Annotated in this window: 23 protein-coding genes; 7 read left to right on the forward strand and 16 right to left on the reverse strand. The window is 60.9% G+C overall.

The features are described from left to right. Positions 1-4: 4 nt before the first annotated feature. From IE079_RS16855 to IE079_RS16870, 4 genes are all read right to left on the reverse strand, one after another. The gene (locus IE079_RS16855) at positions 5-823 is read right to left on the reverse strand and encodes a formylglycine-generating enzyme family protein (protein WP_189578024.1); all 819 of its coding nucleotides are present in this window, start codon (positions 821-823) and stop codon (positions 5-7) included. Positions 824-947: 124 nt separating this feature from the next. Continuing rightward, entirely contained in the window at positions 948-1,616 is a 669-nt protein-coding gene (locus IE079_RS16860) for an SGNH/GDSL hydrolase family protein (RefSeq protein WP_189578025.1), read from the reverse strand. A 215-nt stretch (positions 1,617-1,831) separates the two neighbouring features. Further along, positions 1,832-3,421: an apolipoprotein N-acyltransferase gene (gene lnt / locus IE079_RS16865; RefSeq protein ID WP_189578026.1), complete on the reverse strand. Its 1,590-nt coding sequence runs from the start codon at positions 3,419-3,421 to the stop codon at positions 1,832-1,834. Next, positions 3,418-4,113 (reverse strand): lipase secretion chaperone, encoded by a 696-nt coding sequence (locus IE079_RS16870; RefSeq protein WP_189578027.1) that lies wholly within the window; start codon positions 4,111-4,113, stop codon positions 3,418-3,420. Before IE079_RS16870 ends, lnt begins: the two co-directional genes overlap by 4 nt. A 183-nt stretch (positions 4,114-4,296) precedes the next feature. Here IE079_RS16870 and IE079_RS16875 point away from each other — a divergent pair, with 183 nt between their 5' ends. Beyond that, on the forward strand, positions 4,297-4,755 hold the full coding sequence (locus tag IE079_RS16875) for a DUF2489 domain-containing protein (RefSeq protein ID WP_189578028.1): 459 nt from the start codon (positions 4,297-4,299) through the stop codon (positions 4,753-4,755). Positions 4,756-5,122: 367 nt separating this feature from the next. Here IE079_RS16875 and IE079_RS16880 read toward each other — a convergent pair whose 3' ends face one another. The 3 genes from IE079_RS16880 to IE079_RS16890 form a co-directional block, all read right to left on the reverse strand. Continuing rightward, positions 5,123-6,490, reverse strand: coding sequence for an aminoacyl-tRNA deacylase and HDOD domain-containing protein (locus IE079_RS16880; protein WP_189578029.1), 1,368 nt, complete (start codon positions 6,488-6,490; stop codon positions 5,123-5,125). Positions 6,491-6,624: 134 nt separating this feature from the next. Then, positions 6,625-8,700, reverse strand: a complete 2,076-nt coding sequence (gene recG, locus IE079_RS16885; RefSeq protein WP_189578030.1) for an ATP-dependent DNA helicase RecG — start codon at positions 8,698-8,700, stop codon at positions 6,625-6,627. A gap of 9 nt (positions 8,701-8,709) precedes the next feature. Further along, positions 8,710-9,672, reverse strand: a complete 963-nt coding sequence (locus IE079_RS16890; RefSeq protein WP_189578031.1) for a hydrogen peroxide-inducible genes activator — start codon at positions 9,670-9,672, stop codon at positions 8,710-8,712. 52 nt (positions 9,673-9,724) lie between these two features. Between IE079_RS16890 and IE079_RS16895 the strand changes: the two genes are divergently transcribed. Further along, on the forward strand, positions 9,725-10,600 hold the full coding sequence (locus IE079_RS16895) for an NAD-dependent epimerase/dehydratase family protein (RefSeq protein ID WP_189578032.1): 876 nt from the start codon (positions 9,725-9,727) through the stop codon (positions 10,598-10,600). 43 nt (positions 10,601-10,643) lie between these two features. Here the strand turns inward: IE079_RS16895 and ridA are convergent, their stop codons facing one another. The 5 genes from ridA to IE079_RS16920 form a co-directional block, all read right to left on the reverse strand. Continuing rightward, positions 10,644-11,030 (reverse strand): deaminase RidA, encoded by a 387-nt coding sequence (gene ridA / locus IE079_RS16900; RefSeq protein WP_189578033.1) that lies wholly within the window; start codon positions 11,028-11,030, stop codon positions 10,644-10,646. 112 nt (positions 11,031-11,142) lie between these two features. Beyond that, entirely contained in the window at positions 11,143-13,308 is a 2,166-nt protein-coding gene (locus tag IE079_RS16905) for a RelA/SpoT family protein (RefSeq protein WP_189578034.1), read from the reverse strand. Positions 13,309-13,504: 196 nt separating this feature from the next. After that, positions 13,505-13,717, reverse strand: a complete 213-nt coding sequence (gene rpoZ / locus IE079_RS16910; RefSeq protein ID WP_189578035.1) for a DNA-directed RNA polymerase subunit omega — start codon at positions 13,715-13,717, stop codon at positions 13,505-13,507. A 100-nt stretch (positions 13,718-13,817) separates the two neighbouring features. Beyond that, positions 13,818-14,465 (reverse strand): guanylate kinase, encoded by a 648-nt coding sequence (gene gmk, locus IE079_RS16915; RefSeq protein ID WP_189578036.1) that lies wholly within the window; start codon positions 14,463-14,465, stop codon positions 13,818-13,820. A 130-nt stretch (positions 14,466-14,595) separates the two neighbouring features. Further along, positions 14,596-15,462 (reverse strand): YicC/YloC family endoribonuclease, encoded by an 867-nt coding sequence (locus IE079_RS16920; protein WP_189578037.1) that lies wholly within the window; start codon positions 15,460-15,462, stop codon positions 14,596-14,598. Between the two features lie 186 nt (positions 15,463-15,648). Between IE079_RS16920 and rph the strand changes: the two genes are divergently transcribed. Beyond that, positions 15,649-16,365, forward strand: coding sequence for a ribonuclease PH (gene rph / locus IE079_RS16925; RefSeq protein WP_189578038.1), 717 nt, complete (start codon positions 15,649-15,651; stop codon positions 16,363-16,365). 129 nt (positions 16,366-16,494) lie between these two features. Here rph and IE079_RS16930 read toward each other — a convergent pair whose 3' ends face one another. Next, on the reverse strand, positions 16,495-17,304 hold the full coding sequence (locus IE079_RS16930; RefSeq protein WP_189578039.1) for an exodeoxyribonuclease III: 810 nt from the start codon (positions 17,302-17,304) through the stop codon (positions 16,495-16,497). A gap of 82 nt (positions 17,305-17,386) precedes the next feature. Here IE079_RS16930 and pyrE point away from each other — a divergent pair, with 82 nt between their 5' ends. Further along, positions 17,387-18,025, forward strand: coding sequence for an orotate phosphoribosyltransferase (pyrE, locus tag IE079_RS16935; RefSeq protein WP_189578040.1), 639 nt, complete (start codon positions 17,387-17,389; stop codon positions 18,023-18,025). A gap of 128 nt (positions 18,026-18,153) precedes the next feature. Further along, on the forward strand, positions 18,154-18,804 hold the full coding sequence (locus tag IE079_RS16940) for a DUF4124 domain-containing protein (protein WP_227712572.1): 651 nt from the start codon (positions 18,154-18,156) through the stop codon (positions 18,802-18,804). Positions 18,805-18,900: 96 nt separating this feature from the next. On the opposite strand, the gene IE079_RS16945 is transcribed toward IE079_RS16940, so the two are convergent. Both IE079_RS16945 and IE079_RS16950 read right to left on the reverse strand, forming a co-directional pair. Further along, positions 18,901-19,449 carry a hypothetical protein gene (locus tag IE079_RS16945; RefSeq protein ID WP_189578041.1) on the reverse strand — a complete coding sequence of 183 codons (549 nt, stop codon included), beginning with the start codon at positions 19,447-19,449 and terminating at the stop codon, positions 18,901-18,903. A 379-nt stretch (positions 19,450-19,828) separates the two neighbouring features. Beyond that, the gene (locus tag IE079_RS16950) at positions 19,829-20,179 is read right to left on the reverse strand and encodes a DUF2782 domain-containing protein (protein ID WP_189578042.1); all 351 of its coding nucleotides are present in this window, start codon (positions 20,177-20,179) and stop codon (positions 19,829-19,831) included. Positions 20,180-20,266: 87 nt separating this feature from the next. Here IE079_RS16950 and polA point away from each other — a divergent pair, with 87 nt between their 5' ends. Both polA and IE079_RS16960 read left to right on the forward strand, forming a co-directional pair. Beyond that, positions 20,267-22,990 carry a DNA polymerase I gene (gene polA / locus IE079_RS16955; RefSeq protein WP_189578043.1) on the forward strand — a complete coding sequence of 908 codons (2,724 nt, stop codon included), beginning with the start codon at positions 20,267-20,269 and terminating at the stop codon, positions 22,988-22,990. A 226-nt stretch (positions 22,991-23,216) separates the two neighbouring features. Continuing rightward, positions 23,217-23,591 carry a hypothetical protein gene (locus IE079_RS16960; protein WP_189578044.1) on the forward strand — a complete coding sequence of 125 codons (375 nt, stop codon included), beginning with the start codon at positions 23,217-23,219 and terminating at the stop codon, positions 23,589-23,591. A gap of 7 nt (positions 23,592-23,598) precedes the next feature. Here the strand turns inward: IE079_RS16960 and IE079_RS16965 are convergent, their stop codons facing one another. Next, positions 23,599-24,972, reverse strand: coding sequence for an OmpP1/FadL family transporter (locus tag IE079_RS16965; RefSeq protein WP_189578045.1), 1,374 nt, complete (start codon positions 24,970-24,972; stop codon positions 23,599-23,601). Between the last annotated feature and the right edge of the window lie 20 nt (positions 24,973-24,992).

Genomic DNA, 24,992 nt, shown 5'->3' on the forward strand with positions numbered 1-24,992 from the left:
CGGATTATTCGACTGCATTTTGCCCGGATGCTGATTCGCGATCTTCGGGAATGGCAACCAGTCGGAAGCCGGCAATATCGCTGATGGCCCGGAACCGATTGGCCGCTCTGGCGTGCACCGCCTGAAAATGCCAGCTGCCGCCCCGGATCACCCGATGCTCACCCTCCCCCGGGCCCGCGGGATCGGTAACCGGCCCTTCCTCATAGGCCCCATACCAGTCGGCACACAACTCCCAGGTGTTGCCCAGCATGTCATGGAAGCCCCAGGGGTTGGGTTCGTATTGAGCCACTGGCTGAGGGCCGGCGGAATTACGGAAGGAGTCGCACCCGGCCAGGACTTTGTTGCCGGAAACATTGGCCTGTTCGCCATCAAGGCAGTCGCCTGTGTAGTAGGGCCCCTCGGTGCCGGCCCGGGCGGCATACTCCCACTCTGCCTCGGTGGGCAGACGATAATCCCATTCGGGATCCTTCTTGCTCAGGGCATTGATATACCAGTCCACCCAGTCCGCCCTGAGACCATCGACCGGACACTGGTCGCCACATTCGGGAAAGGCTGACGGCACGCCATCCACCAGCTCCAGCCACTGGCCCCGGGTAACCGGTGTGGTCTGCAGATAGAAGGGTTCGGAGATAGTGACCTGGCGCTGCACCTCATCAGGCTCATGTCCCGGGGCATCCGGCGCGCTGCCCATCAGAAATGTACCGGCAGGCACCTTGTTGAAGGACATACCCAGAATGTTGGTAACCTGCTCCGGTTCGGAACCGGAAACGTGGCCTGAAGACAGCAGGGCTGCCAGTAGAACCGGTGTTGATAGCTTTGGCATGGGTCTGTTCCGGGGTCGGAGTCGCCAGACTGAATACCTGCATCACGGACAGTAGCACAAACGCCGGTGATCGCACCCGACCACCGGCATTCGGATTTCTTTCAGGTTTTATCGCACCACTGAATCAGTCAAGTTCCTGCAGAATCAGATCGGCGAGTACCCGGGAGCCGGCGGCAGTGGGGTGGATCTCGTCAGACGAGATGTAACGGCTCTCATTACCGGCAAAGGCGGGACGGGTATCGATGAAGTCCACACCCATCTGCGGGTAGTTAGCGGCCTTGTAGGCCATGGAAAGATCATTGATTGCGGCATCCTGGGGATCTTCCACATTGTAGTAACCCAGGAAGATGATCTCGCTGATGCCATCGTTCTGCATTTCGTTGTACATGCCCGCCAGGGTCTGCTCGATACCGGCCAGAACTTCCTCAATACAGGCCTGAGTGGTGCAATCAGCGCCGTCACCCAGCAGGAAGTCATTGCCGCCGCCATTCATGATCACGGTGTCGATGCCATCCTTGTCGGCGTTATCATACTGGTTGGGAATGGTGTAGCGACTGCTGCAAAGCAGGCTGGTGCCATTCACCTGGCAACCACTGCGGGCGTAGGTGTCGATGGTTTCATCCAGATCGTCTTCCAGGTAGCTGTGGATATCACCCGAAAGCGCAAAGATGGAGTCACCAACAATCATCTTGTCGGCGCTGGAACCGCCGCCACCGCCGATGGCCCAGGCGTTAAATGCCACACATGAGGCCAAAACCGCGAATGCCAGCTGTTTTACGTTTTTGTTGAACATGATAACGAATCTCCTGCTTGTATTTTTTGTCTTGGTGTCAGTTCGCCGCTCACAGCGGGCAGCTTACTGACTACCGCTTCAGGCAGGAAAAAGTGTATGGGTCAGCCAGCGGGAGTGGCTATAACGTGAACCGCAATTCCGGTGGTAACACCGGGCTCCGTGCTTTCCGGCCGCCATGGAACGCGATCTGCTTCACAGGATGGGGAAACAGCGGATCAGTGATTATCACGACGGACCCGGGCGACCACCACGCCCAGGAGCAGGGCAACCAGCGATACCACGGAGAACCACTCGGGCCAGCGGGTAAACCAGGAGCTGAAGCCCTCGCCTGCCGGCGTATGGGGTACCTGGCTGAGCAGCCCGGCCCGCTCCCGGAAGGCAGTAGCCGCCAGCACCCGGCCGGAGGGGGAGACCATAGTAGACGGGCCATTATTGATGACATGGACCAGGGACACACGATTCTCCACCGCCCGCAATATCGTGGCGCCGGCATGCTGCCATGGCTGACGTGAGTCACCGAACCAGCCATTGTTGGACAGGACCACCAGCAGGGGGCTGCCCGGGGCGGCAGCCACGGACCGGGCAATATGTCCGGGGAAGGCGCTTTCGTAACAGATGGCCGGTACCAGGTGAACCCCGTTGACCGGGAAGGTAACCCGTTGCGAACCCGGCGTCAGATTGGCGAAGAAGTCACCCAGGAAACGTTCCGCCCAGCTCACCAGCCAGGGAAACTCCCGGGACAGGGGCAGGGTTTCGCCAAAAGCGACCAGATGGTGCTTGCGGTAGCGCTCAGACAGCTGGCCGTCCGCCCCCAGAAACAGGGCAGTATTGTACTCCTGGAAGTCCTCTCCGCTGCCCTGCTGTTCAGCATCGTGAAACACCAGTGGCACTCCCAGTGCGGCTACGTTGCGCCGGTAAGCCCCGGGCACATGGTCCACCTCGAAGTAGCCCTTGTAACGGGTTTCCGGCCACAGCACCACTTCGGCCCCGGCGGACACCAGTTTCTCACTCACTTCCATTTCCGGCGGCCAGGCCCGGGCATAACCCGGTTCCGGATCAGGTACCGACGCACTTGGAGTCTCGTTGGACTGCACAAGCCCCACCGCTACCGTGGGCCACTGTGCCGCCCGTTGATCCCAGTGCGCCAGCGCCCACCAGCCAAAACCCAACCACACCATCAGCGCGACTACCCCGACAACTCCGGCGATGGCGGTACCACGGCTGACCAGCCCAGGCTCCCGGCCCAGCCGTTGCAGCATCGCCGCAGCCACCAGCGCGTTACTGACGCCAATCATCAGGTCCAGACCGTAGACCCCGGTCAGCGAGACCCCCTGGATAGCCGGTAAAAAGGCACTCTGGCTTTCACCCAGCTGGAGGGGAAACAGGACCGGGAACCAGCCGAAGAACAGCACCACAAGCACGGGAAATGCCCACAGGGCATGGTGCCCGGTAAAGCGCTGCAGCCAGCGATAACTGACCATCAACAGCGCCAGCAATTGCGAAGACAGCAACCAGTACGCCGCTGCACCGCCCATCGCCGGTGCCAGCGAATAGTCCTTCAGGCGCTGCAGGAATTCCACCATCCAGGGAGTTCCCACCAGATACATGCTCAGGCCGGCAACCAGACCCAGCAGATAGTGGGCACCATACCCCCGACCATGGGCCGCCAGCAGCAGCGGCACCAACGCCACCCAGGTCAGCGGATAGAAGCCCGCATAGTTATAGGGCACCGCCAGCATGACTCCGGTGGCCGCCGCGCCCAGCAGGGAAAGCAGCCAGCCGGTCAACGAAGCACGGCGGCTCATCGAGTGCCCCCCGGGGCGTCCTCAGTCATCAGCGTGTCCATCTGCTCACGAATCAGACGACGCTTCTCGTCTTCGTCCAGATCCTGCCGTTGCATCAGCATCCGCCGCACCAGATGAATCTCGGTCATGCGGTAGCTGGTGCCATAGAGCTTTGCCGCCACCTCTTCGCCGAGTATCGTATTCCGCAGTGCATTCTGAAGCTGCAGGTGCAGATACGCTCCCTCAATGTCACCCGGCGCTCCCGGGGACAGGCCCAGCAAGGTCTTTTCGGCCTGCCGGTAACGGAGGAACGACGGCAAAACCGCCGTCACCTCATTCGCGGCCGCAACAGGGAGGCTTTTCGTCAGCAGCAGATCCGCCCGGTCAAGGGTGGCGTTTTGCGGAGTTACCGGCAGACTCTCCGCCAGTGCCAGCAGCAGTTGTTCGTAGGCTTCAAAACGCTCCGCCCGGCCCGATTCCGGAAGCTTCAGGCGCTTGATCGCCCGATCTGCCCCGGCGAAGGAGAACTGCTCGGCAGAAGTCAGGGCCGGCAGTTCAACGTGCCGGCCTCCGCCCGCATGAGGCGGCGCCATCACGCCAACGTTTCCGATCCCGTTGAGCAGTGCCGCTACCGCAAGCAGGGCAACCGCCAGCATGGCTATGGCCGGCATCCAGCTGTCCCGGGGCAGCAACTCCCTGTTGGCGGTAGTCATGGCATCATCATCCTGAACCGGAGTGAAAGCAGGCAGACATCATAACCATTGCCGGCCCGTTGCCGTGATGACCGAGTTCACACACCGGAATGACCCTGTCATCGGCCGTTCTCTGCAAGCTGACGGAAATCCGTTTACACTGGTGCTTCCTGAAAACACATCTTATCTGACCGGAGCCCGTCCATGCCCCAGTGGTTGCAATGGAGTCTGATCGTTCTTGGCCTGGCGGCCATTACCCTCCTGCTGGTCTTCATTGTCAGGCACAGCCGGCTGCTCCGGGAACATCGGCGCAAGGAAGACCGCGCGCAGGCATTCCAGGCCGACCGAAGGGACAGCATGATCGAAAGTATCCGCATACTGGCGATGGCTGTGGAAGAAAACCAGGTGGAGTATTCGGAAGCCTGCCTGAGAATCAAGGGATTACTGGACCACGTCGCTCCGGAATTGCTGGAGCAACCACCCTATCAGGTCTTTCTAGAGATCCACGACCAGATCCAGCATATGCCGACCCACCAGGCAAGGCAGCAGACAGACTCCCGCTTCGTGCGCAAGATGGACGAAGAACGGTTCGCCCTGGAGCAGGCCCATTCGGATGCCATCCGCCGCGCTGCCACTGCCATCCGGCATCACCGCTTCGATTGACAGGCGCCCTGGCAGGCCCGGCAGGCGCGATTCCCCCCGCTCCCGAGACCCGGTATCATTTTTTGTAACATTTTGTAAGCGAGACTGTGCACTGGCTGATTGAAAACAAAGCACTTTTATGCGCTTTGTAACGAATAGCAAGCTGAAAAGGGACTTCAGCCCCGCCTCGGGCGAGCAAATTCCGGTCAGTTGGCTAGAGTTAAAGACAAGCTACCTTTTGCGCTTGTTTGTACCAGCAAGCGTTCAGTGTGTTACCGGCACGTCTGACTCGAGCGTGTCGTGATCTGCAACAAGCGGGTGAGCTTGCCGGCCCAAGGGCCGGCTTTTTTTGATCGGCAGCCTGAAGTCGCCACCCGGGTGCTCCCTGTCAGCCGTTGCTCATCATTCCCGCCATGGCCACTACCGAATCTTTCGATGCCACCAGCTCATCAAACCTCTCTTCCACCGCAGCGGGGGCCAGCCCCAGGTGGGCATAGAGCGCATCCGGGATGGTTTCCCTTGGCCCGATACCCAGTCCCCGCTCGTTGAGAAGCTGGCGCCCCAGCCAGAGCAGGTGGGCATAGGTCTCATTCGGCCCCCGGTAGTCCAGGTGTTTCTGGTGCCTGAGAGCAACGATAACCTCGTCAGGCATGCCCCAGTTAGACATCAACTCGGCGGCAAGCTGTTCCCGGGTCACGCCCAGCAGATGATGCTCCACCAGAGAAGAATCCACGTGCTCGTTGACCTCCCAGTTACGGCAGGCCAGCCGGAAATGGGGCGGGAAGACCTGCGCCAGCACAAGATAACCGAAATTGTGCAACAGGCCGGAAAGGTAGGCCAGACCAAAAGCCGGCCGCTCACGGCCACGCATCATGGCGGCCAGAACCCCCGCAGCCTGGGCCTGCCAGATGGCCTGTTGCCAGTAACCCACGAAACCCCGGGGATGGTCGTCCGGCTGTTTCAACGTCCGCCCCAGGGATAGCCCCATGGCCAGATTCATCACCAGGTCAAAGCCCAGGACACGGGACACGGCATCATGCACCGACCGTACCTGGCCGGCAGCGGCATAAAACGACGACGAGGCCCAGCTGACCACCTGCGCGGCCAGGCTCGGGTCACTTTCCACGATATCCACCAGGTCTCCCATGACCGCATTGGGATTGACCCGCAAGTGAATGATGCGTTGCGCGGTCTCCGGCAGCGGCGGCAATTCCAGGGTGTCTTCAAGGCGCTGGCGGATTCTCAGGCCAGTAAAGCGCTGGATCGCGGTAAAGACCTGCTCACGATCTTTCTCCGGCGATTCCAGATTCACCTGAATGTCACTCAGGGGCACACTGAAGGCGCGCTCCTCGGCCTTGCCAGCCAGCGCCCGGAAGTCAGCCTGCGTGAGCACCAGACGGGTATTGTCTCCGGCCGGCTCGATGGCTACCCGGTCGCATTGTCCGACCCGGGCGTCAACAATGGTGGGCCAGCCAGTGAGTGTCGGCAGGGCGGGTATCTCGTGAAGACCGGTTTGCCGCCGCACACGGGCATAGTCACTCTGGGACACCAGATGAAGGTCACGCCCCAGTTGCTGGTTCAGATCCGCAAGGTCCAGCAGATCATCATTACGACAGATCACCTGGATCTGCCCCTGATTGTCACCAAGCAGTACCATTCGCAGAGTCGGCACTTCCGCTGGCGCAGCCGTGGTCTCCGGCTGCGCATTGATGGCTGATGCTTCTAGCAGTTTCCGGATTGTGCCGGGCATTTCCATGTTGTTCTCCCGCCCCGTGGTTCAGTTGTTGTCAGGATCTGCTCCGAGACTCTCAATGTATTGTGGCTCAAACGGGTCCGGCTGGCAGGCCCGTAGTCGTGAATATTATACGGTGGCTGTCTGGGGTCCGGCACTTAGACATCGCCGTAACGTACCCGTTCACCAAGCCAGCGGCGCACCAGCGCGTCCACCGACCGCGGATGCCTCATAATACCGGGGGCTATGTCCTTTACGGTTTCAATCCAGCCACGGTCTCTCTCGAAATCCGCCAGCCGGAACTGCATCATCCCGGTCTGGCGGGTGCCCAGCACTTCCCCCGGCCCGCGGATTTCCAGATCCTTCTCAGCGATGACAAAACCATCCTGGCTGTCCCGCAATGCCTGAAGGCGGGCCCTGCCGTTGTGGGACAGGGGTGCCTGATACATCAGCACGCAGAAACTCGCCTGTTCGCCACGGCCGACACGCCCCCGCAACTGGTGAAGCTGGGCCAGCCCCAGGCGCTCGGGGTTCTCGATGATGATCAGCGACGCATTGGGCACATCCACACCCACCTCGATCACCGTCGTCGCCACCAGCAGATCGAGGTCGCCGTTCTTGAACTGTTCCATCACCCCCGCCTTTTCGGCGCCTTTCAGGCGACCATGGACCAGCCCCACACCCAGTTCCGGCAGCCGCTCCCGCAGGTTTTCGGCGGTCACTTCAGCCGCCTGACACTGCAGCGCTTCGGACTCCTCGATCAGGGTACAGACCCAATAGGCCTGCCGGCCCTGCGCGCAGGCCTTTCTCACCCGCTCTATCACTTCATCCCGCCGCGCCTCCGGGATCACTATGGTTTCAATGGGCTTGCGCCCCGGCGGCAGCTCGTCGATTACCGACGTATCGAGATCGGCGTAGGCACTCATGGCAAGGGTACGGGGAATCGGCGTGGCTGTCATGATCAGCTGGTGGGGCGCCATACGCCCCTCGGCGCCCTTGTCCCGCAAAGCGAGGCGCTGGTGCACACCAAACCGGTGCTGCTCGTCCACGATCACCAGCCCCAGCCGGTCAAATTCCACATCGCCCTGGAACAGCGCGTGGGTACCGATCACCAGGCTTACTTGTCCGGTAGCAAGCCGGCCCAGTGCCTCGATGCGAGCCTTTCCCTTGACCTTGCCGGACAGCCAGACCACCTCCAGGCCCAACGGCTCCAGCCATTGCACGAAATTGCGGAAATGCTGCTCCGCGAGGATCTCCGTGGGCGCCATCAGCGCCACCTGGGCACCGGCCGCCACCGCCTGCAGGGCCGCCATGGCGGCGACCACCGTCTTGCCCGAGCCCACATCCCCCTGCACCAGCCGCAACATCGGCAGTGGCTGGCTCAAATCCTGGCGGACGTCGGAAACCACCCTGCCCTGGGCCGGCGTCAGGCTGAATGGCAGCTGGTCCAGAAAACGCTCCACCAGGTCGCCGGTGGGTAGCAGTGGCAGCGCCTGCCGCTGCTGAATCTGCTGGCGCACCAGCAACAGGCTCAGCTGGTGGGCCAGCAATTCCTCCATCACCAGCCGCTGCTGGGCCGGATGGCGCCCCTCCATCAACAGGTGAACCGGAGCATCCGCCGGCGGTGCATGCACCAGAGCCACGGCCGCGGTGATGTCCGGCAGCTGGTAGTCCGCCAGCAACGATTCCGGCAGCCAGTCACGAATCGGGTAACGCCTGAGATACTCCAGGGCCTGGCGGCAGAGACCGCGGACCCGGGGCTGCTGGATACCTTCGGTCAGGGGGTAGACCGGCGTCAGGGTGGCCTCTTCCGCCGGTGGCATGGGTGGCGGATTAACCTGGTATTCCGGGTGATAGAACTCGAAGCCTGCCCGCCCCGGTCGCACCTCGCCGTAACAACGTACCCGGGCACCCTCGGTCAGCTGATTCTTCTGGGCGGCGGAAAAGTGGAAGAACCGCATTACCAGGAAGCCGGTGTCGTCCTTGAGAGTGACCTGCAGGCTTCGACGGCGACCCATCACCAACTCCGCGCGCATGACGATGCCTTCCGCCACGCCAGTGTCCCCGAGCCTCAGGCTGCCCATAGGGATCACCCGGGTACGGTCTTCATAACGGTGCGGCAGATGAAACAGCAAATCCTGCAGTGAGTGGATGCCCAGTTTGGCGAGCGTGCCTGCCAGCGCAGCGCCAACGCCTTTGAGGGTGGTAACGGGCAGGTCTTCCAGTGACGCCATGGCGACGGGTCAGGCCCCGGCGACGAGGGCCGGTTTCTGCTGCCCCGCCTTTTCGATGACGCGACACTGGCTGGCGGCCAGCGAGAGTACATCGATCGCCTTGGGACGCGGGAAGGTTACCCGCCAGGCCAGCGCCACGGTGCGGAAAGGCACCGGCGCGGAAAACGGCCGTACCGCGAGGATGTCTTCATCATAGGTCATTGAGGTGGCGGCAGAGAGCGGCAGGATGGTAACGCCGAGACCGGAAGCGACCATATGCCGGATGGTTTCCAGGGAACTGCCTTCCGTCACCAGTGACGGCCCACGGGCGCCGGCATTGCGTTCGGTCACAGCCTCCACCAGAGGCGGGCAGGATTCCAGCACCTGGTCACGGAAACAGTGCCCCGGGCCAAGCAACAGTAGCTGCTCATTGGCGAGCTGTTCGGCGGTCAGGGATTCTTCCCTTGCCAGCGGGTGACCACCGGGCAACAGGATCACAAAGGGCTCGTCGTACAGCGGCAGGGTCACCACTTCGGGCTCCTCAAAGGGCAGCGCGATGATAATGGCATCCAGCTCCGACTGACGGAGCTTCTGGCGGAGACTCCCGGTATAGTTTTCCTCAATATACAGGGGCATCTCGGGGGCCGCTCGCCGCAGCTGTGGCAACAGATGGGGAAACAGGTAGGGGCCGATCGTGTAGATGGCCCCCACTCTCAGGGGCGAATTCAGCTGGTTCTTGCCATCCTGGGCCATATCCCGGATAACACCGACCTGATCCAGTACCCGCTGGGACTGCTCGATGATCCGCTGGCCGGTTTCGGTCACCCGAATGCTGCTCTTGCTGCGCTCGAACAACGGGATGCCCAGCTCCTCCTCGAGCTTTTTCACGGCAACGCTGAGCGTGGGCTGGCTGACATGACAGCGTTCGGCCGCTCGCCCGAAGTGCTTTTCCCTGGCAAGCGTGACAATGTAGCGTAATTCGGTCAGGGTCATCACAGGCTCCAATTGCTCTTTATGGACTCAAGCATAAGGATTGAAATTGACTATGGCAATCTCTGCAGACCAGTATCCACCCCACATCCTGGTCGCCGGCTGCGGCGCCCTCGGAGGTGCTGTCGCCAGCACACTGACGGACATCGGCGAGGTATGGGGTATCCGTCGTACCGTTTCCGCGATTCCCCACGGGGTCCACCCCGCCCCGGCGGACCTGATGGACAAGGCGGAACTGGCCAGTGCCGTGCCGGACGCCCCGGATATCATCCTCTATTGCCTGACACCCTCCACCTATGACGATGCCGGTTACCGGGGCGCCTACGTGGACGGACTGGCGAACCTGCTCGCGGTCACAGACACCCGCAACCTGAAGCGACTGTTCTTTATCAGCAGCACCAGCGTCTATGGACAGGATGACGATTCAGTGGTCGATGAACTCAGCCCGGTCGCACCTCGCCGTTTCAGCGGGGAGCGGGTTTTGCAGGGGGAACAGCTGGCCCTGGACAGCGGGCTGCCCGCCACGGTGATCCGTTTCAGTGGTATTTACGGTCCAAACCGGGGGCGGTTCCTGGAATCCGTGGTGGCCGGAGAGCTCAACCCGGATTCGCCCGGCCCCTTTACCAACCGCATCCACGAGCAGGATGCCGAGGCAGTGTGTGTTCACCTGATCAGGAAGGCCCTGGCCGGTAATCCGCTGGAGTCCTGCTATCTGGCCAGTGACTGTGAACCGGTGCGGCTTGACGAAGTGGTCAGGTGGATTCGCGGGCAGATACCCTGCCGGCCTCCCAGCCCCGACGGACGCCGCGGGGGCCGGGGCGGCAGCAAGCGCTGCAACAACCAGCGCCTGCTGGACAGTGGCTTCGAGTTCACTTATCCGGATTTCCGGGCCGGCTACCGGCCCATGATCCGTGCCCTGAAGGAAGCATAGGCCCCCGAAGGGGCCTGCCTGAATCGCGGATTGACCGGTGGGGTCAGCTGATAACCATCACTGCATCCATTTCCACCGGAACCCCCTTGGGCAGCGCTGCTACACCAATGGCGGCACGGGCCGGGTAGGGTTCCTGGAAATAGGTCGCCATCACCTCGTTGACGGTGGCGAAATTAGCCAGATCGGTCATGTAGATATTCAGTTTGACGATATCCTGAAGGCGACCACCGGCGGCCTCGCACACAGCATTCAGGTTATCGAACACCCGGCGGGTCTTGTCGGCAAAATCACCGGACACAACTTCCATGGTCTCCGGGTCCAGCGGAATCTGCCCGGACAGGTAAACGGTATCCCCCGCCTTCACCGCCTGGGAATAGGTACCGATAGCCTCCGGGGCGGAGTCAGTCTGGATGATCGACTTGTTGCTCATGTCAGGTTGATCCTGCGTTGCTGTTAAAAGAATATGCTGCCGCCGGGGCAGTGACACTGTCAACAGGATGGTGGCAGATGCCTCCACACGGCGGGAAAAGACGGGTTCGTGGTCAGCTGCGGATGCGGGTAATGTGGGTAACCGCCCGGATATTGCGAATCCGGCGCATAACGCGGGCCAGGTGCCGGCGACCGTTGACGTGAACCACCAGGCTGACAACGCTGAGGCGGGCGTTCTGCTCCTCTACATTGATGCGCTCGATATTGCCGTCTGCCACCGCGACGGCACTGGCCACCTCGGCAATCACACCGCGCTGGCGTTCCAGCTCCACCCGCAGCTCTACCGAAAACTCGTCGGTGATGTCCTTGGCCCACTTCAGATGGGTCAGGTGGGCCCGGTCTTCGGTGCTTTCCGGCAGGCGTGGGCAGGTGTCACTGTGGATGACCAGGCCGTGGCCGGAATCCATTACGCCCACCACCGGGTCACCCGGAATCGGCTTGCAACAGCTGGCAAAACGCACCAACAGCCCTTCTGTGCCGCGAATCGTGACAGCGCCACGCTTGTGTTCACCGTCGTCCGGCACCTTGCCCACATCCAGCGAGCTGGTTTCGGCGCCGGGCTCCCCGGCCACCAGCTGGCGGGCAATCAGATAGGACATGCGGTTGCCGAGGCCGATATCGCCGAGCAGGTCGTCAAAGTTCGCCACCTGGTTATGTTTTACCACGGCGTTGATCTGTTTCTGCCCCAGATCCGACAGCTTCTGGCCAAAGCCGTGCAGGGATTTCTTCAGCAGGGTCTTGCCCAGTTCCACCGACTCGGTACGACGCTGCGCCTTGAGGGCATGACGGATACTGCTACGGGCCTTGGCAGTGACCACGAAACTCAGCCACGCCGGATTGGGGCGGGCATTGGGCGCGGTAATGACCTCCACCGTCTGGCCACTCTGCAGCGTCTGGCTGAGGGAACCCAGATTACGATTGATACGGCAGGCCACACAGGCATTGCCGATATCCGTGTGGATGGCATAGGCGAAATCGACGGGCGTGGCGCCGGAGGGCAACTCCAGAATCTTGCCTCTGGGGGTGAACACGTACACTTCGTCGGGGAACAGATCGGTCTTGACGTGCTCGATGAACTCCAGGGAGTCATCGGCCCGCTCGCGCATCTCCATCAGGCCCTGGACCCAGCGATCCACCCGCTTCTGGTTGGCCGAGGTCACCGGCGACTGTTCATGCTTGTACATCCAGTGGGCCGCAATGCCGTCATTGGCGATCTGCTCCATTTCCTCGGTACGGATCTGGATCTCGATGTTCACATGCATGCCGAACAGGGTGGTGTGCAACGACTGGTAGCCATTGGCCTTGGGCATCGCGATGTAGTCCTTGAAGCGACCCGGCAGGGGCTTGTACAGACTGTGCACGGCACCCAGGATTCGGTAGCAGTCATCCTCGGTGTCGGTGATGATCCGGAACGCATAGACGTCCATGATCTCGTGGAATGACTTGTGGCGGAACTTCATCTTGTTGTAGATGGAGTTCAGGTGCTTTTCCCGGCCCAGGATACGCCCTGGCAGGTCCCGCTGCTGTAGCTTTTCCTCCAGTCTGCCGCGGATGTCGTCGATGATCTCCCGGTGACTGCCGCGCAGCTTGGACACGGCTTTGGAGATATACCTGGCTCGCATGGGGTACAGCGATGCGAACCCCAGGTCTTCCAGCTCCGTACAGACCCGGTGCATACCCAGCCGGTTGGCAATGGGCGCGTAGATATCGAGGGTTTCGGTGGCAATGCGCTGGCGCTTTTCATAGGGCATGGGGCCCAGGGTGCGCATATTGTGCAGCCGGTCTGCCAGCTTGACGATGATGACGCGGATATCCCGGGCCATGGCCAGGGTCATCTTCTGGAAGTTCTCCGCCTGGGCCTCGGCCCGGGTACGGAATTCGATCTGGGTCAGCTTGGAGACGCCGTCCACCAGCTCTGCCACTGAATCACCGAACTGTTCCACCAGGGCATCCTTGGGAATGCCGGTGTCTTCGATAACGTCATGGAGCATGGCTGCCATGAGGCTCTGATGGTCGAGCCGCATGTCCGCCAGAATGGTGGCCACCGCCAGCGGATGGGTAATGTATCGCTCGCCGCTGCGGCGCATCTGGCCTTCATGGGCCTGTTCGGCATAATAGTAGGCCCGCCGCACCTGATTGATGCGACTGCTATCCAGATAATCGCTGAGCCTGTCCGTCAGGTCTTCGACCGTTCGTTCCTGCTCTGCTACAGCAGCCACTTGCGACACCGCGCCTCCGTAGGGTCTTTTATGAACGGCGGACAAAAAAACCCGAATGCGAACATTCGGGTTTTTCCTTTACCCCCGCCGGGAAAGCATGCACACATGCGATGCACCTGCTTTCCACTATAAATCCATCGGGGCGAATTTCAATGGTCTTTTTGCGGAAGACCCGCGACCAGTAACCTCAGAGACCTCAGTCCTCGTCTTCTTCCTTCAACAGGTCACGGGTTACCTTACCCTCCGCTATCTCACGCAGAGCGATGACGGTCGGCTTGTCGTTCTCTTCCGGCAGCAGCGGCTCGTAGCCTTTGGTGGCTAGCTGACGGGCGCGCTTGGTCGCCAGCATCACCAGCTGGAAACGGTTGTCCACGTTCTCCAGGCAATCTTCAACGGTAACTCGTGCCATGTCTTCCCCGACTAAGATAAACGATTACGATGTGACCCGCCTGAGCGGGCGCTTTACCAGACCGTGCAGTTTACTGCCAAGCGGTCACAATGTACACAGCCTATCCGTGATGGCCGTGATCGCCTGCCATCAGCTCGGACAGCAGGCCCTGGTGGCGGATTTCCTGACGATCAATGCGCAACCGCTGGCTGGTCACGATGGACAACAACTGGGACAGGGCCTCACCGAAATCGTCGTTGACCACCAGATAATCGAACTCCAGCGCATGCCGGCATTCTTCAGCTGCTTCATCCAGGCGGCGCTCGACCACTTCCGGCGCATCGGTGCCACGATCGGTCAGACGCGCACGCAGTACGGCCGCAGATGGCGGCACAATGAAGATGCCGACGCAATCCGGCAGCAGTCGGCGCACCTGTGCCGCGCCCTGCCAGTCGATCTCCAGAATCACGTCCCGCCCCCGGGCAAGCGTCTGCTCAACCCAGACCCTGGAGGTACCATAGTAGTTACCGAACACATCCGCATGCTCCAGAAACTCGCCCCGCAGGATCATGGCCTCGAACTGGTCCCGGGTGACGAAATGGTAGTTGATACCGTCCTGCTCCCCCTGCCTCATGAGCCGGGTCGTGTGGGAAACGGAAACACCCAGACGTGGGTCCGCCTGGATCATCTCACCCACAAGACTGGTCTTGCCGGCACCGGAGGGCGCGGAGATCACGTACAGGGTGCCTTTCTCGACGGGCTGATTCATAAGGGCTGCACTGCTGTTGAACGGGCTTGCGGAAGGGGCATCTGCGCACCCCGGTTAAAGAGTGCGCAATTATACGGATTCAGGCGTGGCTCGCCCACCCCGGCTTCAGGGGGTGGCGCCTGTGCCACGATCATTCCAGATTCTGCACCTGCTCCCGCATCTGTTCGATGTAGACTTTCATGTCCACGGCGGTACGGGTGACATCCGCATCGATGGACTTGCTGCTGAGCGTATTGGCCTCACGGTTGAGCTCCTGCATCAGGAAGTCCAGCCGACGGCCGATGGCGTCATTGCGCTGCAGGGTGTCGCGAATCTCGCCCAGATGGGCATCCAGGCGGTCCAGCTCTTCGGCGACATCGGATTTCTGCGCCAGCAGCACCATTTCCTGACTGAGCCGGTCCGGGTCCAGCTCGACCGACGCTGCCCGGAACCGCTCCCGCAGCACGTCCGCCTGTGCCTCGAGCAATTGCGGCATACGCTCTCGCACCCGGGCAACCCGTTCAGCCATGGCATCCAGCCGCTCTTCGAACAGCGGGCGCAGCCGTTCACCTTCCCGTTCCCGTACCAGCACCAGATCTTCCACGGTGCGGCGGAACAGTTCGTCGGCAGCCACCTTGACCGGGGTCAGATCGGGCTCCTGCCGCTCGAGCATGCCCGGCCAGCGGAGGATATCAATGGCACTGATGTGAGCGGGGTTGTCGAGCATCCGGTTGACGTGGTTAATGGCGTCATTGAGTGAATCAGCCAGCTGCTCGTTCACCATCAGGCCGGCATCGGCGGTTTCCGATGACTGCAGTCGCATGCCGACATCCACCTTGCCGCGCCCCAGTGTCTTGCGAAGATGCTCCCGGAAAGCGTTCTCCAGCTCCCGCAGCGTCTCCGGCAGACGGAAAGAGGGTTCCAGATAACGGTGGTTGACGGTGCGGATCTCACAGGTCAGGCCACCCCACTCTCCCTGGGTCTCCTGGCGTGCGAAAGCGGTCATGCTTCTGATCATGGTGACTCCGGGTTGGTCAGTAACAACTGGCTATAGTCTATCAGTTCGGGTGTCGGTAAATCCTGCCCATGTCACGAACAAGCCCGGGCACCCTGCCCGTGCTATACTCCGGACCCTTTTCCGCACTGCCGGCAGCCGCAGCCGCTGACCGGCCCTGCTCAATTTCCAGTTTCAGAAGGATCAGTTATGCGACCGAGCGGAAGACAGCCCGATCAGCTCAGAGACATCAGGCTCACCCGTCACTTTACCCGTCACGCGGAAGGCTCCGTGCTGGTGGAATTCGGCGACACACGGGTCATCTGCACCGCCTCTGTGGAAAACAAGGTGCCACCATTCCTGCGCGGCGAGGGGCAGGGATGGATCACCGCCGAGTATGGCATGCTGCCCCGCTCTACCGGCAGCCGCATGGGCCGCGAGGCGGCCCGGGGCAAACAGGGTGGACGCACCGTGGAAATCCAGCGGCTGATCGGGCGCTCATTGCGGGCAGCGGTGGACCTGAAGGCCCTGGGCGAACACTCCATCACCATTGACTGTGACGTCATCCAGGCCGACGGCGGCACTCGCACTGCCGCGATCACCGGTGGCTGCGTGGCGCTGGTGGACGCCCTCAACCATCTGGTAAAGGAAGGACGTCTGGCAAAGTCGCCACTGAAGCAGATGGTCGCTGCACTGTCGGTCGGCGTCTATCAGGGCACCCCCGTGGTGGACCTGGACTACCCGGAAGACTCCACGGCGGAAACCGATATGAACGTGATCATGACGGACCAGGGTGGGTTTATCGAAATCCAGGGCACCGCCGAGGGCGCTCCGTTTGTTCAGGAAGAGCTGGACAACATGCTGACCCTGGCAAAACAGGGTATCGAGCAGCTGTTCGAGATCCAGAAGGCTGTCCTGGCAGAGTAGAGCCCGGACGGGGAACGGGCACCATCACCGGGAACGGTCACTGTTGCCCGGCCGCGTCCGCCACGGGGATGCGGCCACAAAAAAAGCGCGGCGGGGAATCCCGGCGCGCTTTTTTGTTTCCCGGACCGGTCAGAAGCCGATCTCGATATCGTAATCCATGATCAGTGGAGCATGGTCAGAGAAGCGGGTGGCATCATCAATCCAGCCGTCCTGGATGGTCTTGCGGATGCCGGGGGTCAGCATCTGGTAGTCGGCGCGCAAACCGACGTTCTTGCGCTCGCCGCCATCCCACTCCGGCCACCAGGTGAACTGGTTGCTCTGCCGGTTGATCTCGCGAAAGGCATCGATGGCGCCCATCTCGTCAAACAGCCGGTCCAGAAAGGCTCTTTCATGGGGCAGGAACCCGGATACATCAAGCTGATGATAGACAGGGCTGGCATCGGTCACATGCTGAGCGGTCTGCAGGTTGGCACAGAAGATGAACTGGCGGCGCTTGCGCAGGGTTTTCTGCATGTGCAGGGCGAACGCATCCATGAACTCATCCTTGTGATCCAGTACCGTCAGGTCGTTTTCGTCCCCCAGCAGCTCGTCCTCGCGCCCAAGGGCACAGGGCGCCAGTACGCTGGCCACACTGACCCGGTCGAAATCGGCCTGAATGAACCGGCCCTCACGGTCCGCCTGTTCACTGGCGAAGCCGTACATGATGGCCTTGGGGAAGTGGCGGGTGTAGATGCCCACACCGCCATGCTCATCCAGCTCGCCGTCGATAAAATAGGCTTCGTAACCTTCCGGAATCAGGTTTCGGTCTTCTATCTCGTAGACCCGCATGCGGTGATCCTGAACACAGATGACGTCGGCGTTCTGGTCGGCGATCCAGTCAAAAAAACCTTTCTCGACCGCCTGTTCGAGGCCACTGACGCTGATTGATACTACACGCATACGTATTCCCTGATTCAGTTTGTGTGTATGATACCGGTTTTACACGTATTTGAAAGAACCAGACCCCGCCAGAAGCCTTGCCATGCACGACTACCAGCGCGATTTCATCGAGTTTGCCATTCACCGGGAGGTACTCCGTTTCGGTGAATTCACCCTCAAGTCAGGACGCACCAGTCCATACTTTTTCAACGCCGGGCTGTTCAGCAGCGGCCATGACCTGTTGCGTCTGAGCGAAGCCTACGCCGCCGCTCTCACCCGAAGCGGGCTGGAGTATGACATTATTTTCGGCCCTGCCTATAAGGGCATTCCCTTGGCCACCACCACAGCCATGACACTGGCGCAGCAGGGGGACAACCGGCCCTGGGCGTTCAACCGCAAGGAAGCCAAGGATCATGGCGAGGGCGGCAACATCGTGGGCGCTCCCCTTGAAGGCAAGGTGCTGATTATCGATGACGTTATCACCGCCGGCACGGCCATCCGCGAATCCATGGCTATTATCGAAGCCGCTGGCGCAACCCCGGCCGGCGTCCTGGTGGCCCTGGATCGTCAGGAACGGGGCAACGGCGACCTCTCCGCGATCCAGGAGGTGGAACGGAGTTATGGCATTCCTGTCATAAGCATTATCCGACTGGAACAGGTGCTCGAGTACATCCAGGGGCACCCGGAATTTGCCGGGCATGCCGACAGCATAGCGGCCTATCGCGCCCAATACGGCGTCTGAACCGGGCCGGGTTCCCGGGCAGGTGAGTCCACCACGTTTCAGGCGTGTGAAACAGCCCGGAACAGCCACTACCATGTCTGGTATGATCTTGTTCAATACAGATGCTGATTCAATAGACGGTGTAACCGGTGCAAGCAAAAAAACTGACAACCTGTGTTCTTGCTGCCAGCTGCCTGCTGATGTCCAGCCTGGCGGATGCCAGAATGTATCGGTACAAGGACGACAACGGGCGGATGGTGATCAGCAGTACCGTCCCCCAGGAGGCCTCTACCCGCGGTTACGAAATCCTCAACAGTCAGGGCCGGGTGGTCGAGCGCATTGATGCGGCACCCACCGAGGAAGAGTTGCGCCAGCGGGCCGAAAAAGAGCGCAAACAACAGGAAGCCGAAGAGCAGCGCGTACGCGACAAAGCCCTGCTGCGCCGGTACCGCCACCCGGACGACGCCGTTCGTGCCCTCCACCGCAAGGTTGATGAACTTGAGGGTCTGATTCAGCTCAAGCGCGGCAACATCTCAGTGACCGAATCGCAACTGGATGCGGAGCAGTCCCGGGCCGCCAACCTGGAACGTTCCGGGCGGGAGATTCCTGACGCCACCCTCGACAAGATCGAACGCCTGCAGGCGCAAATCCAGGATATCGAGGCCGAGATTGACACACAGGCCCGGGAAATCGAACAGATCCAGGCAGAATACCGGGCAGATATTGAGCGACTGGAAATCATTACCGAACAGGAGCGAACGCTGCCACTGGAAGCTGATAGCACCGAAACCAATCCGTAGGCCTGTTCCCGATCAGCCACACGCAAAAAGGCCACCCGTTGAGGTGGCCTTTTTGGGTCCGGCCTGGCCGGACCTTTTGGCACAACCAACCCCGCTTCAGGCGCTGGTTGTGCTCTTGCTGCCTGAAGACTGGCTTTGAGTGCCGGACTTGGCACGAGTGGTGGTTTTCCGTGCGCTCTGGGTCGCCTTGGATACCTCCTCGCTTGCGGTGTCAGCAGCGCTGGAAACATCCTTGGCGGTAGCCTGGGCGCCACGGGAAACCTTGTTGGCGCTCTTCTGTGCCGTATCGGACACTTCGGTGGCGGTCGATTTGGCAGTGGAAGAAACGTCATCAGCCACTTCATCAGCAGTCTTGCTGACTGTGCGCGCCGTGTCTGCAGTTTCCTTTTCCAGACGGGCCACGAGATCCGCCGCGAAATTGCCAACACGGCTGTTGAAGCTTCTCAGCTGGTCAAAAACGGCGCCAGTGGCACCCTCGTAACTCTTGCGAAGGTTCTTGACCCGGTGCTGGCGAACTTCGGTTTCTACCCTTTCCGCCAATTTGAAAGGCCGCGCCGAAATCTGCTTCTGCGTTTTCTCGGCGGCATCGATACCCTTGTCTACCATATCCTGAAGCTGTTCCTGCCAGGTTCTCAATTTGCTCATGTTGACACTCCTTTTATGTGTGTCCGGTAAAATCATCAGCCGGGAAATCATGCTCTCCGGCTTTGTGACTATCACTCTAGGGTGAAAAGTTAGAGTGTTCACACTAATCGGCACTGATTCCGGTCCTGAACGAATTTGGTCAACCAGCCAGCAATTTACAGAACGGTCACTTGAGACCACTTGCCCGTTACTCATAATCCCGACTGTTTCGTTCGCAGTGGCATCCGGGGGGCAACTTCCCGACCATGGTCGGTGCCAGAGGGTGAGCAGCCGGACGGCAGCGCGGGCGCAGCTCAGGACGTGCCCGCCGGAAAAGACAGGCCGGAGGTTGCCGGGCCAGCGCAATAACGAGTCCGGGGCGCGGATCCCGGACGTCTCCCTACCAGCGGAACAGCACCCAGCTCGGAACCAGCAAAGAGGTTTCCCCCTCCCGGATCCAGCCGCCGCCTTCGACCGGCACCAGGTAATAGGAGGGGCCGGCATCCGGCACCACCTTGATTTCCCTGATCTCGCCGTTTACACGGTATTCGTAGTACACCACATCCTCGCCCGGGCGGATCACGATTTCCGATGCCGCATCAGCCGCGGGCTCATAGTCGGGGATGATTACCGGTTCGGCCGGCATCTCGGGTTTTTCGTCAAGGGGCGAACCGGAGGTATCCTGCGCCGAAACAGCGGAAGAAGCCGCCAGCATGGATAGCGTCAACAGGGAGACGGAGAGCGTTTTCATGATAACCTCTGTGTTCAGATTGGGCGCATGTTCAAAGCGTTACACAAGCCACCCGAACCTTCAAACAGATTCCGGATTCCCCTTGATATGAATCAGCAGAAGACGCCTCCCGTTGTCCTTGTCGACGGTTCCTCCTACCTGTTCCGGGCCTTTCATGCCCTGCCCCCACTCACCACCAGCAAGGGGCACCCCACCGGAGCCATCAAGGGCGTGACCAGCATGCTGCGGCGGCTTGAACAGGACTTCCCGGGGTCGAAAGTGGTCGTGGTCTTTGATGCCAAGGGCAAGACCTTCCGCCATGAGCTTTATGAGCAGTACAAGGCCAACCGTCCACCGATGCCCGAAGAGCTCGGGGTCCAGATTGCCCCGATCCACGACATTGTACGCGCCATGGGGCTTCCGCTGCTGATCATCCCGGACGTGGAAGCGGATGACGTCATCGGCACCCTGGCCACCGAGGCCACCAGCAAGGGAGTCGACGTCGTCATTTCCACCGGTGACAAGGACATGGCACAACTGGTCAGCGACCACGTCACACTGATCAACACCATGACCGAAACCCGGATGGACCGGGAGGGTGTGGTCGAAAAGTTCGGCATCGCCCCGGAACAGGTGGTCGATTTCCTGGCGCTGGTGGGCGACACCGTGGACAACATTCCCGGCGTCACCAAGTGCGGACCAAAAACCGCCGTCAAATGGCTGCAGAAGTACGGCAACCTCGACAACCTGATGGCCCATGCCGACGAGATAGGCGGCAAGATCGGCGACAATTTGCGGGATGCCCTGGAACACCTGCCCTTGAGCCGTGAGCTGGCCACCATCCGCACGGATGTGGAGCTGGACTTCGGTATCGAGGAAGTCTGCCCGGAACCGGAAGACCGGGAACAGTTGCTCGATCTGTTCCGTGAGCACGAGTTCAAGGCCTGGATCGCGGAGTACACCGGCGACAATGACAACCACGAACAACAAACGTCGGACAACCCGGGTGAGACATCACCCGAGCGCCAATACGACACCCTTCTGACCGACGAGCAGCTGGACGACTGGCTGGCCCGGCTGGAACAGGCCGATCTCTTTGCCTTCGACACGGAAACCACCAGCCTCCGTTACAGTGACGCGGAAATCGTCGGCGTATCATTCGCCATTGAACCGGGCCATGCCGCCTACCTGCCCCTGGCCCATGACTATATGGGCGCACCGGAGCAGCTGGACCGCGATGCCACACTGAAAAAACTCAAACCCCTGCTGGAGAACCCTGAATGCCTCAAGGTGGGGCAGAACCTCAAGTACGACAAGAACGTGCTGGCCAACCACGGCATTTCCCTGGAAGGCATCGCCGAAGACACCATGCTGGAGTCCTATGTACTGAACTCCACCGCTACCCGCCACGATATGAACAGCCTGGCCCTCAAGTATCTGGGTGAGAAGACCATCAGTTTCCAGGATATTGCCGGCAAGGGTGCCAAACAGCTGACCTTCAATCAGGTCGACCTTGAGCAGGCCTCCGAGTACGCCGCCGAGGATGCGGATATCACCCTCCGGCTGCATCGGCAGCTGCGACCGAAGCTGGCGGAGACGGGGCGGCTCGAGGCGGTCTACCGGGACATTGACCTGCCTCTGGTACCGGTACTGTCACGCATCGAACAGCGCGGTGCACTGATCAACGCCTCAACCCTGAGAAAGCACAGCCAGGAGCTGTCCGAGCGCATGGCGGAGCTGGAGACAGAAGCCCACGAAGAGGCCGGAGAAACCTTCAACCTGGGTTCCCCCAAGCAGCTTCAGGCCATCTTCTATGACAAGATGGGGCTGCCGGTCATCAAGAAGACCCCCAAAGGCGCACCCTCCACGGCGGAACCGGTGCTGCAGGAACTGGCCCATGAACACCAGTTACCCCGGCTGATCCTGGAGCACCGCAGCCTGAGCAAGCTCAAGTCCACCTATACCGACACCTTGCCGGCACTGATCAGCCCCCGCACCGGGCGTGTCCACACCTCCTACCACCAGGCGGTCACCGCCACCGGCCGCCTGTCATCATCGGAACCCAATCTGCAGAACATCCCCGTGCGCACCGAGCAGGGCCGGCGCATCCGCCAGGCATTCGTGGCGCCCGAGGGCTACAAACTGGTGGCCGCTGATTACTCACAGATCGAACTGCGCATCATGGCCCACCTGTCCGGTGACAAGGGGCTGTTGACGGCGTTTGAAAAAGGGGAAGACATCCACCGGGCCACCGCCGCCGAGGTCTTCGGCATCAGCGTGGACGAGGTCACCTCTGACCAGCGCCGTAGCGCCAAGGCCATCAACTTCGGTCTGATCTACGGCATGTCGGCCTTCGGCCTGTCACGGCAGCTTGAGATAGATCGCAAGGTTGCCCAGAACTACATCGACCGCTACTTCCAGCGTTACCCCGGCGTACTGACGTACATGGACCGGATCCGCAAACAGGCCCATGACGACGGCTTCGTGGAGACCCTCGCCGGCCGCCGGCTGTACCTGCCGGAGATCAACGCCCGTAACAAGCAGATGCAGCAGGCTGCCGAGCGCACTGCCATCAACGCGCCCATGCAGGGAACCGCCGCCGATATCATCAAGCGGGCCATGGTCACTGTGGAAGACTGGCTGCAGGCCAACCATGCCGAGGACGCACGGATGGTCATGCAGGTCCACGACGAACTGATTCTGGAGGTAAAGGAAACGGCCCTGGATACCATCTGCCAGGGCCTGGAAAAGCGCATGTCCGCGGCTGCCGAGCTGAAGGTGCCGCTGCTGGTGGAGGCCGGCGTGGGCGACAACTGGGACGAGGCCCACTGATTACCCGACAGGTAAACCAGCGGGAGCGCGCCGGGCCCTGAACCGGTGCGTTCCCGGCATGGCGCGCACCATTACCTTGCCCCGCCTCGGCCTTCCAGGGCGCCTCACGTTATTGACCTGTAACCCCGGCAACCATTGGCAGCGTATCGCGGAATGTCCGGCGCATGGCACGATTCTGGCTTTAAAAATAGTTACTTATCCGTTTCCAGACATGAGGCAGGCTTCCATGGCATCTCTGGCAAGTGAACGTAACTGGCTGTTCAACCCGTCTACCATGAAAAAGGTGCAGCAGTGCCGCCGGCTGATCCAGATGGAATTCGGGGTCAAGGTGCACCTGAACGAGGAATCGCTGGTGGAGCAGCTGGAGAGCTATGCCGGAAAGTCCCGCTCCGACACCCTGAACCGGACCTGGACTGAACTCAAGGAAGCCGTACCGGAGCTGGCGGATGCGCTGACCAGAAGCGAGCCCGTCACGAAAAGAACCTATCGCGGCCAGCCGATTGCGGATGCCGAACCGGCAATGAAAAGCGCGCAGGATGAACGAGAGGAAAGTCACCCCCGGAAGACGAAGGTCATCTACCGGGGGCGGGTTGTTGGCTAGCGGGCGCTCAGAATGCCTTGCTGAGCTGCAGCGAAGCACTCCATGCGCTGAGCTCGTAGGTCGCCTGATAACCGGCTTGTGATGAGGGCACAGTCGGGCTGCTGTGGCTGTACTCGCGGTCATCAACCTCAGCGTCATCCGCAAAGATCAGGGTGCCCACGGCGGCATCCACCGTCCAGCCACTGGCAGCATCGCGCCATTGGGTCCCGAGGGTGAGCCAATGACGGTCCTCGGAGGGAATCCGGGCCGTAACATAGTCATCCACCGGAGACTCGTCCCAGGCGTAGCCGGCCTTGAGCGCCCAGGCCGGCGTCGCCTGCCAGGTGCCGCCCAGATTGAACTGCCAGGTGTTTTTCCACCTTTCCGTGATATGGGTGATGACCGTGCCGGGCCCACCAGGCAAGTCCCCATCAGAATCACGGCTGATAATATCCAGCTCCTTAAAACGACTCCACTTGGCGTAGGTTGCCCCTGCCAGCAGGGTGACATCGTCGGTCAGCCGGTGGCGTGCCCCGACGGTAATGGTTTCCGGAATGGCCAGCGGCACCGTGACCTTCTCGTTCAGGGTCGTGGTCTGCGCAAAGTTGGGCCCCACGGGCACATTACTGATTTCCGCATCTCCCTCCAGCTCAAGTTCGGTGCCGGTCTGGGCCGTCAGGCCGAATTGGGTCCGGTCAGAAAGCTCATAAAGGAAACCCACACGGAAAGTCACAGCCACATCGTCACCCTCGATGTCGGCATAGGGCTCCGGCAGGGTCAGTGCCCCGGCTCCCGCCGAGCCACTCAGATCCTGATAGCGGCTCAGTCGCCCTTCGGCGTAGATGATATTGAACGCGGCCCCCATTGAGAGCCCCTGCCCGTTACTGACGGAAACCGCCGGCGTAAAGGCAATAGCAGTAAGCTCGGTCTTGTCGGCAAAATAGCGACCGGCGAAATCGTTGTCGTAGTCGGCAGCCAGGCCATAGGGCGCATGGATACCAAAGCCGACATCGATAGCATCGTTGATTTCGTGGGTCAGGTACAGATTGGGCAGAATGGCAGGATCGGCAATGTCGCCACCATCAGAGGCAGACCGCACCGGCACCGACGGTTTCTCGCGGGTCACCGAGATAGAGTCGCCCTTGGCCCTGGCATCAATGTCCAGAACCGCTGCACCGAACGACAGGTTGGTGCCGGACAACTGGCTCATGCCCGCCGGGTTGAACAGCACGGTGGTGGCATTTTCGGGGTTGGCAGCCGCGCCGGCGTTGGCGTTACCCATGGCACTGGCGCTTTGCTCATTCAGCGAAAAGCCTCCGGCAAACGCGCAGGTGGGGATAAGCGCCACCGTCACTGAAACGAAACGGGTAGCGCGGGTGAATGGTTTTTGTATCTTGTGCATGGTATCTCCTCTATGAACGC

This window comes from Marinobacter zhanjiangensis, from assembly GCF_014651935.1.
Taxonomy (GTDB): Bacteria; Pseudomonadota; Gammaproteobacteria; order Pseudomonadales; family Oleiphilaceae; genus Marinobacter; species Marinobacter zhanjiangensis.

Bases quoted from the DNA above. Each gene is read 5' to 3' on its own strand.
- IE079_RS16855 (WP_189578024.1), bottom strand. From the start codon at position 823: ATGCCAAAGCTATCAACACCGGTTCTACTGGCAGCCCTGCTGTCTTCA.
- IE079_RS16860 (WP_189578025.1), bottom strand. From the start codon at position 1,616: ATGTTCAACAAAAACGTAAAACAGCTGGCATTCGCGGTTTTGGCCTCA.
- lnt (WP_189578026.1), bottom strand. From the start codon at position 3,421: ATGAGCCGCCGTGCTTCGTTGACCGGCTGGCTGCTTTCCCTGCTGGGC.
- IE079_RS16870 (WP_189578027.1), bottom strand. From the start codon at position 4,113: ATGACTACCGCCAACAGGGAGTTGCTGCCCCGGGACAGCTGGATGCCG.
- IE079_RS16875 (WP_189578028.1), top strand. From the start codon at position 4,297: ATGCCCCAGTGGTTGCAATGGAGTCTGATCGTTCTTGGCCTGGCGGCC.
- IE079_RS16880 (WP_189578029.1), bottom strand. From the start codon at position 6,490: ATGGAAATGCCCGGCACAATCCGGAAACTGCTAGAAGCATCAGCCATC.
- recG (WP_189578030.1), bottom strand. From the start codon at position 8,700: ATGGCGTCACTGGAAGACCTGCCCGTTACCACCCTCAAAGGCGTTGGC.
- IE079_RS16890 (WP_189578031.1), bottom strand. From the start codon at position 9,672: ATGACCCTGACCGAATTACGCTACATTGTCACGCTTGCCAGGGAAAAG.
- IE079_RS16895 (WP_189578032.1), top strand. From the start codon at position 9,725: ATGGCAATCTCTGCAGACCAGTATCCACCCCACATCCTGGTCGCCGGC.
- ridA (WP_189578033.1), bottom strand. From the start codon at position 11,030: ATGAGCAACAAGTCGATCATCCAGACTGACTCCGCCCCGGAGGCTATC.
- rpoZ (WP_189578035.1), bottom strand. From the start codon at position 13,717: ATGGCACGAGTTACCGTTGAAGATTGCCTGGAGAACGTGGACAACCGT.
- gmk (WP_189578036.1), bottom strand. From the start codon at position 14,465: ATGAATCAGCCCGTCGAGAAAGGCACCCTGTACGTGATCTCCGCGCCC.
- IE079_RS16920 (WP_189578037.1), bottom strand. From the start codon at position 15,462: ATGATCAGAAGCATGACCGCTTTCGCACGCCAGGAGACCCAGGGAGAG.
- rph (WP_189578038.1), top strand. From the start codon at position 15,649: ATGCGACCGAGCGGAAGACAGCCCGATCAGCTCAGAGACATCAGGCTC.
- IE079_RS16930 (WP_189578039.1), bottom strand. From the start codon at position 17,304: ATGCGTGTAGTATCAATCAGCGTCAGTGGCCTCGAACAGGCGGTCGAG.
- pyrE (WP_189578040.1), top strand. From the start codon at position 17,387: ATGCACGACTACCAGCGCGATTTCATCGAGTTTGCCATTCACCGGGAG.
- IE079_RS16945 (WP_189578041.1), bottom strand. From the start codon at position 19,449: ATGAGCAAATTGAGAACCTGGCAGGAACAGCTTCAGGATATGGTAGAC.
- IE079_RS16950 (WP_189578042.1), bottom strand. From the start codon at position 20,179: ATGAAAACGCTCTCCGTCTCCCTGTTGACGCTATCCATGCTGGCGGCT.
- polA (WP_189578043.1), top strand. From the start codon at position 20,267: ATGAATCAGCAGAAGACGCCTCCCGTTGTCCTTGTCGACGGTTCCTCC.
- IE079_RS16960 (WP_189578044.1), top strand. From the start codon at position 23,217: ATGGCATCTCTGGCAAGTGAACGTAACTGGCTGTTCAACCCGTCTACC.
- IE079_RS16965 (WP_189578045.1), bottom strand. From the start codon at position 24,972: ATGCACAAGATACAAAAACCATTCACCCGCGCTACCCGTTTCGTTTCA.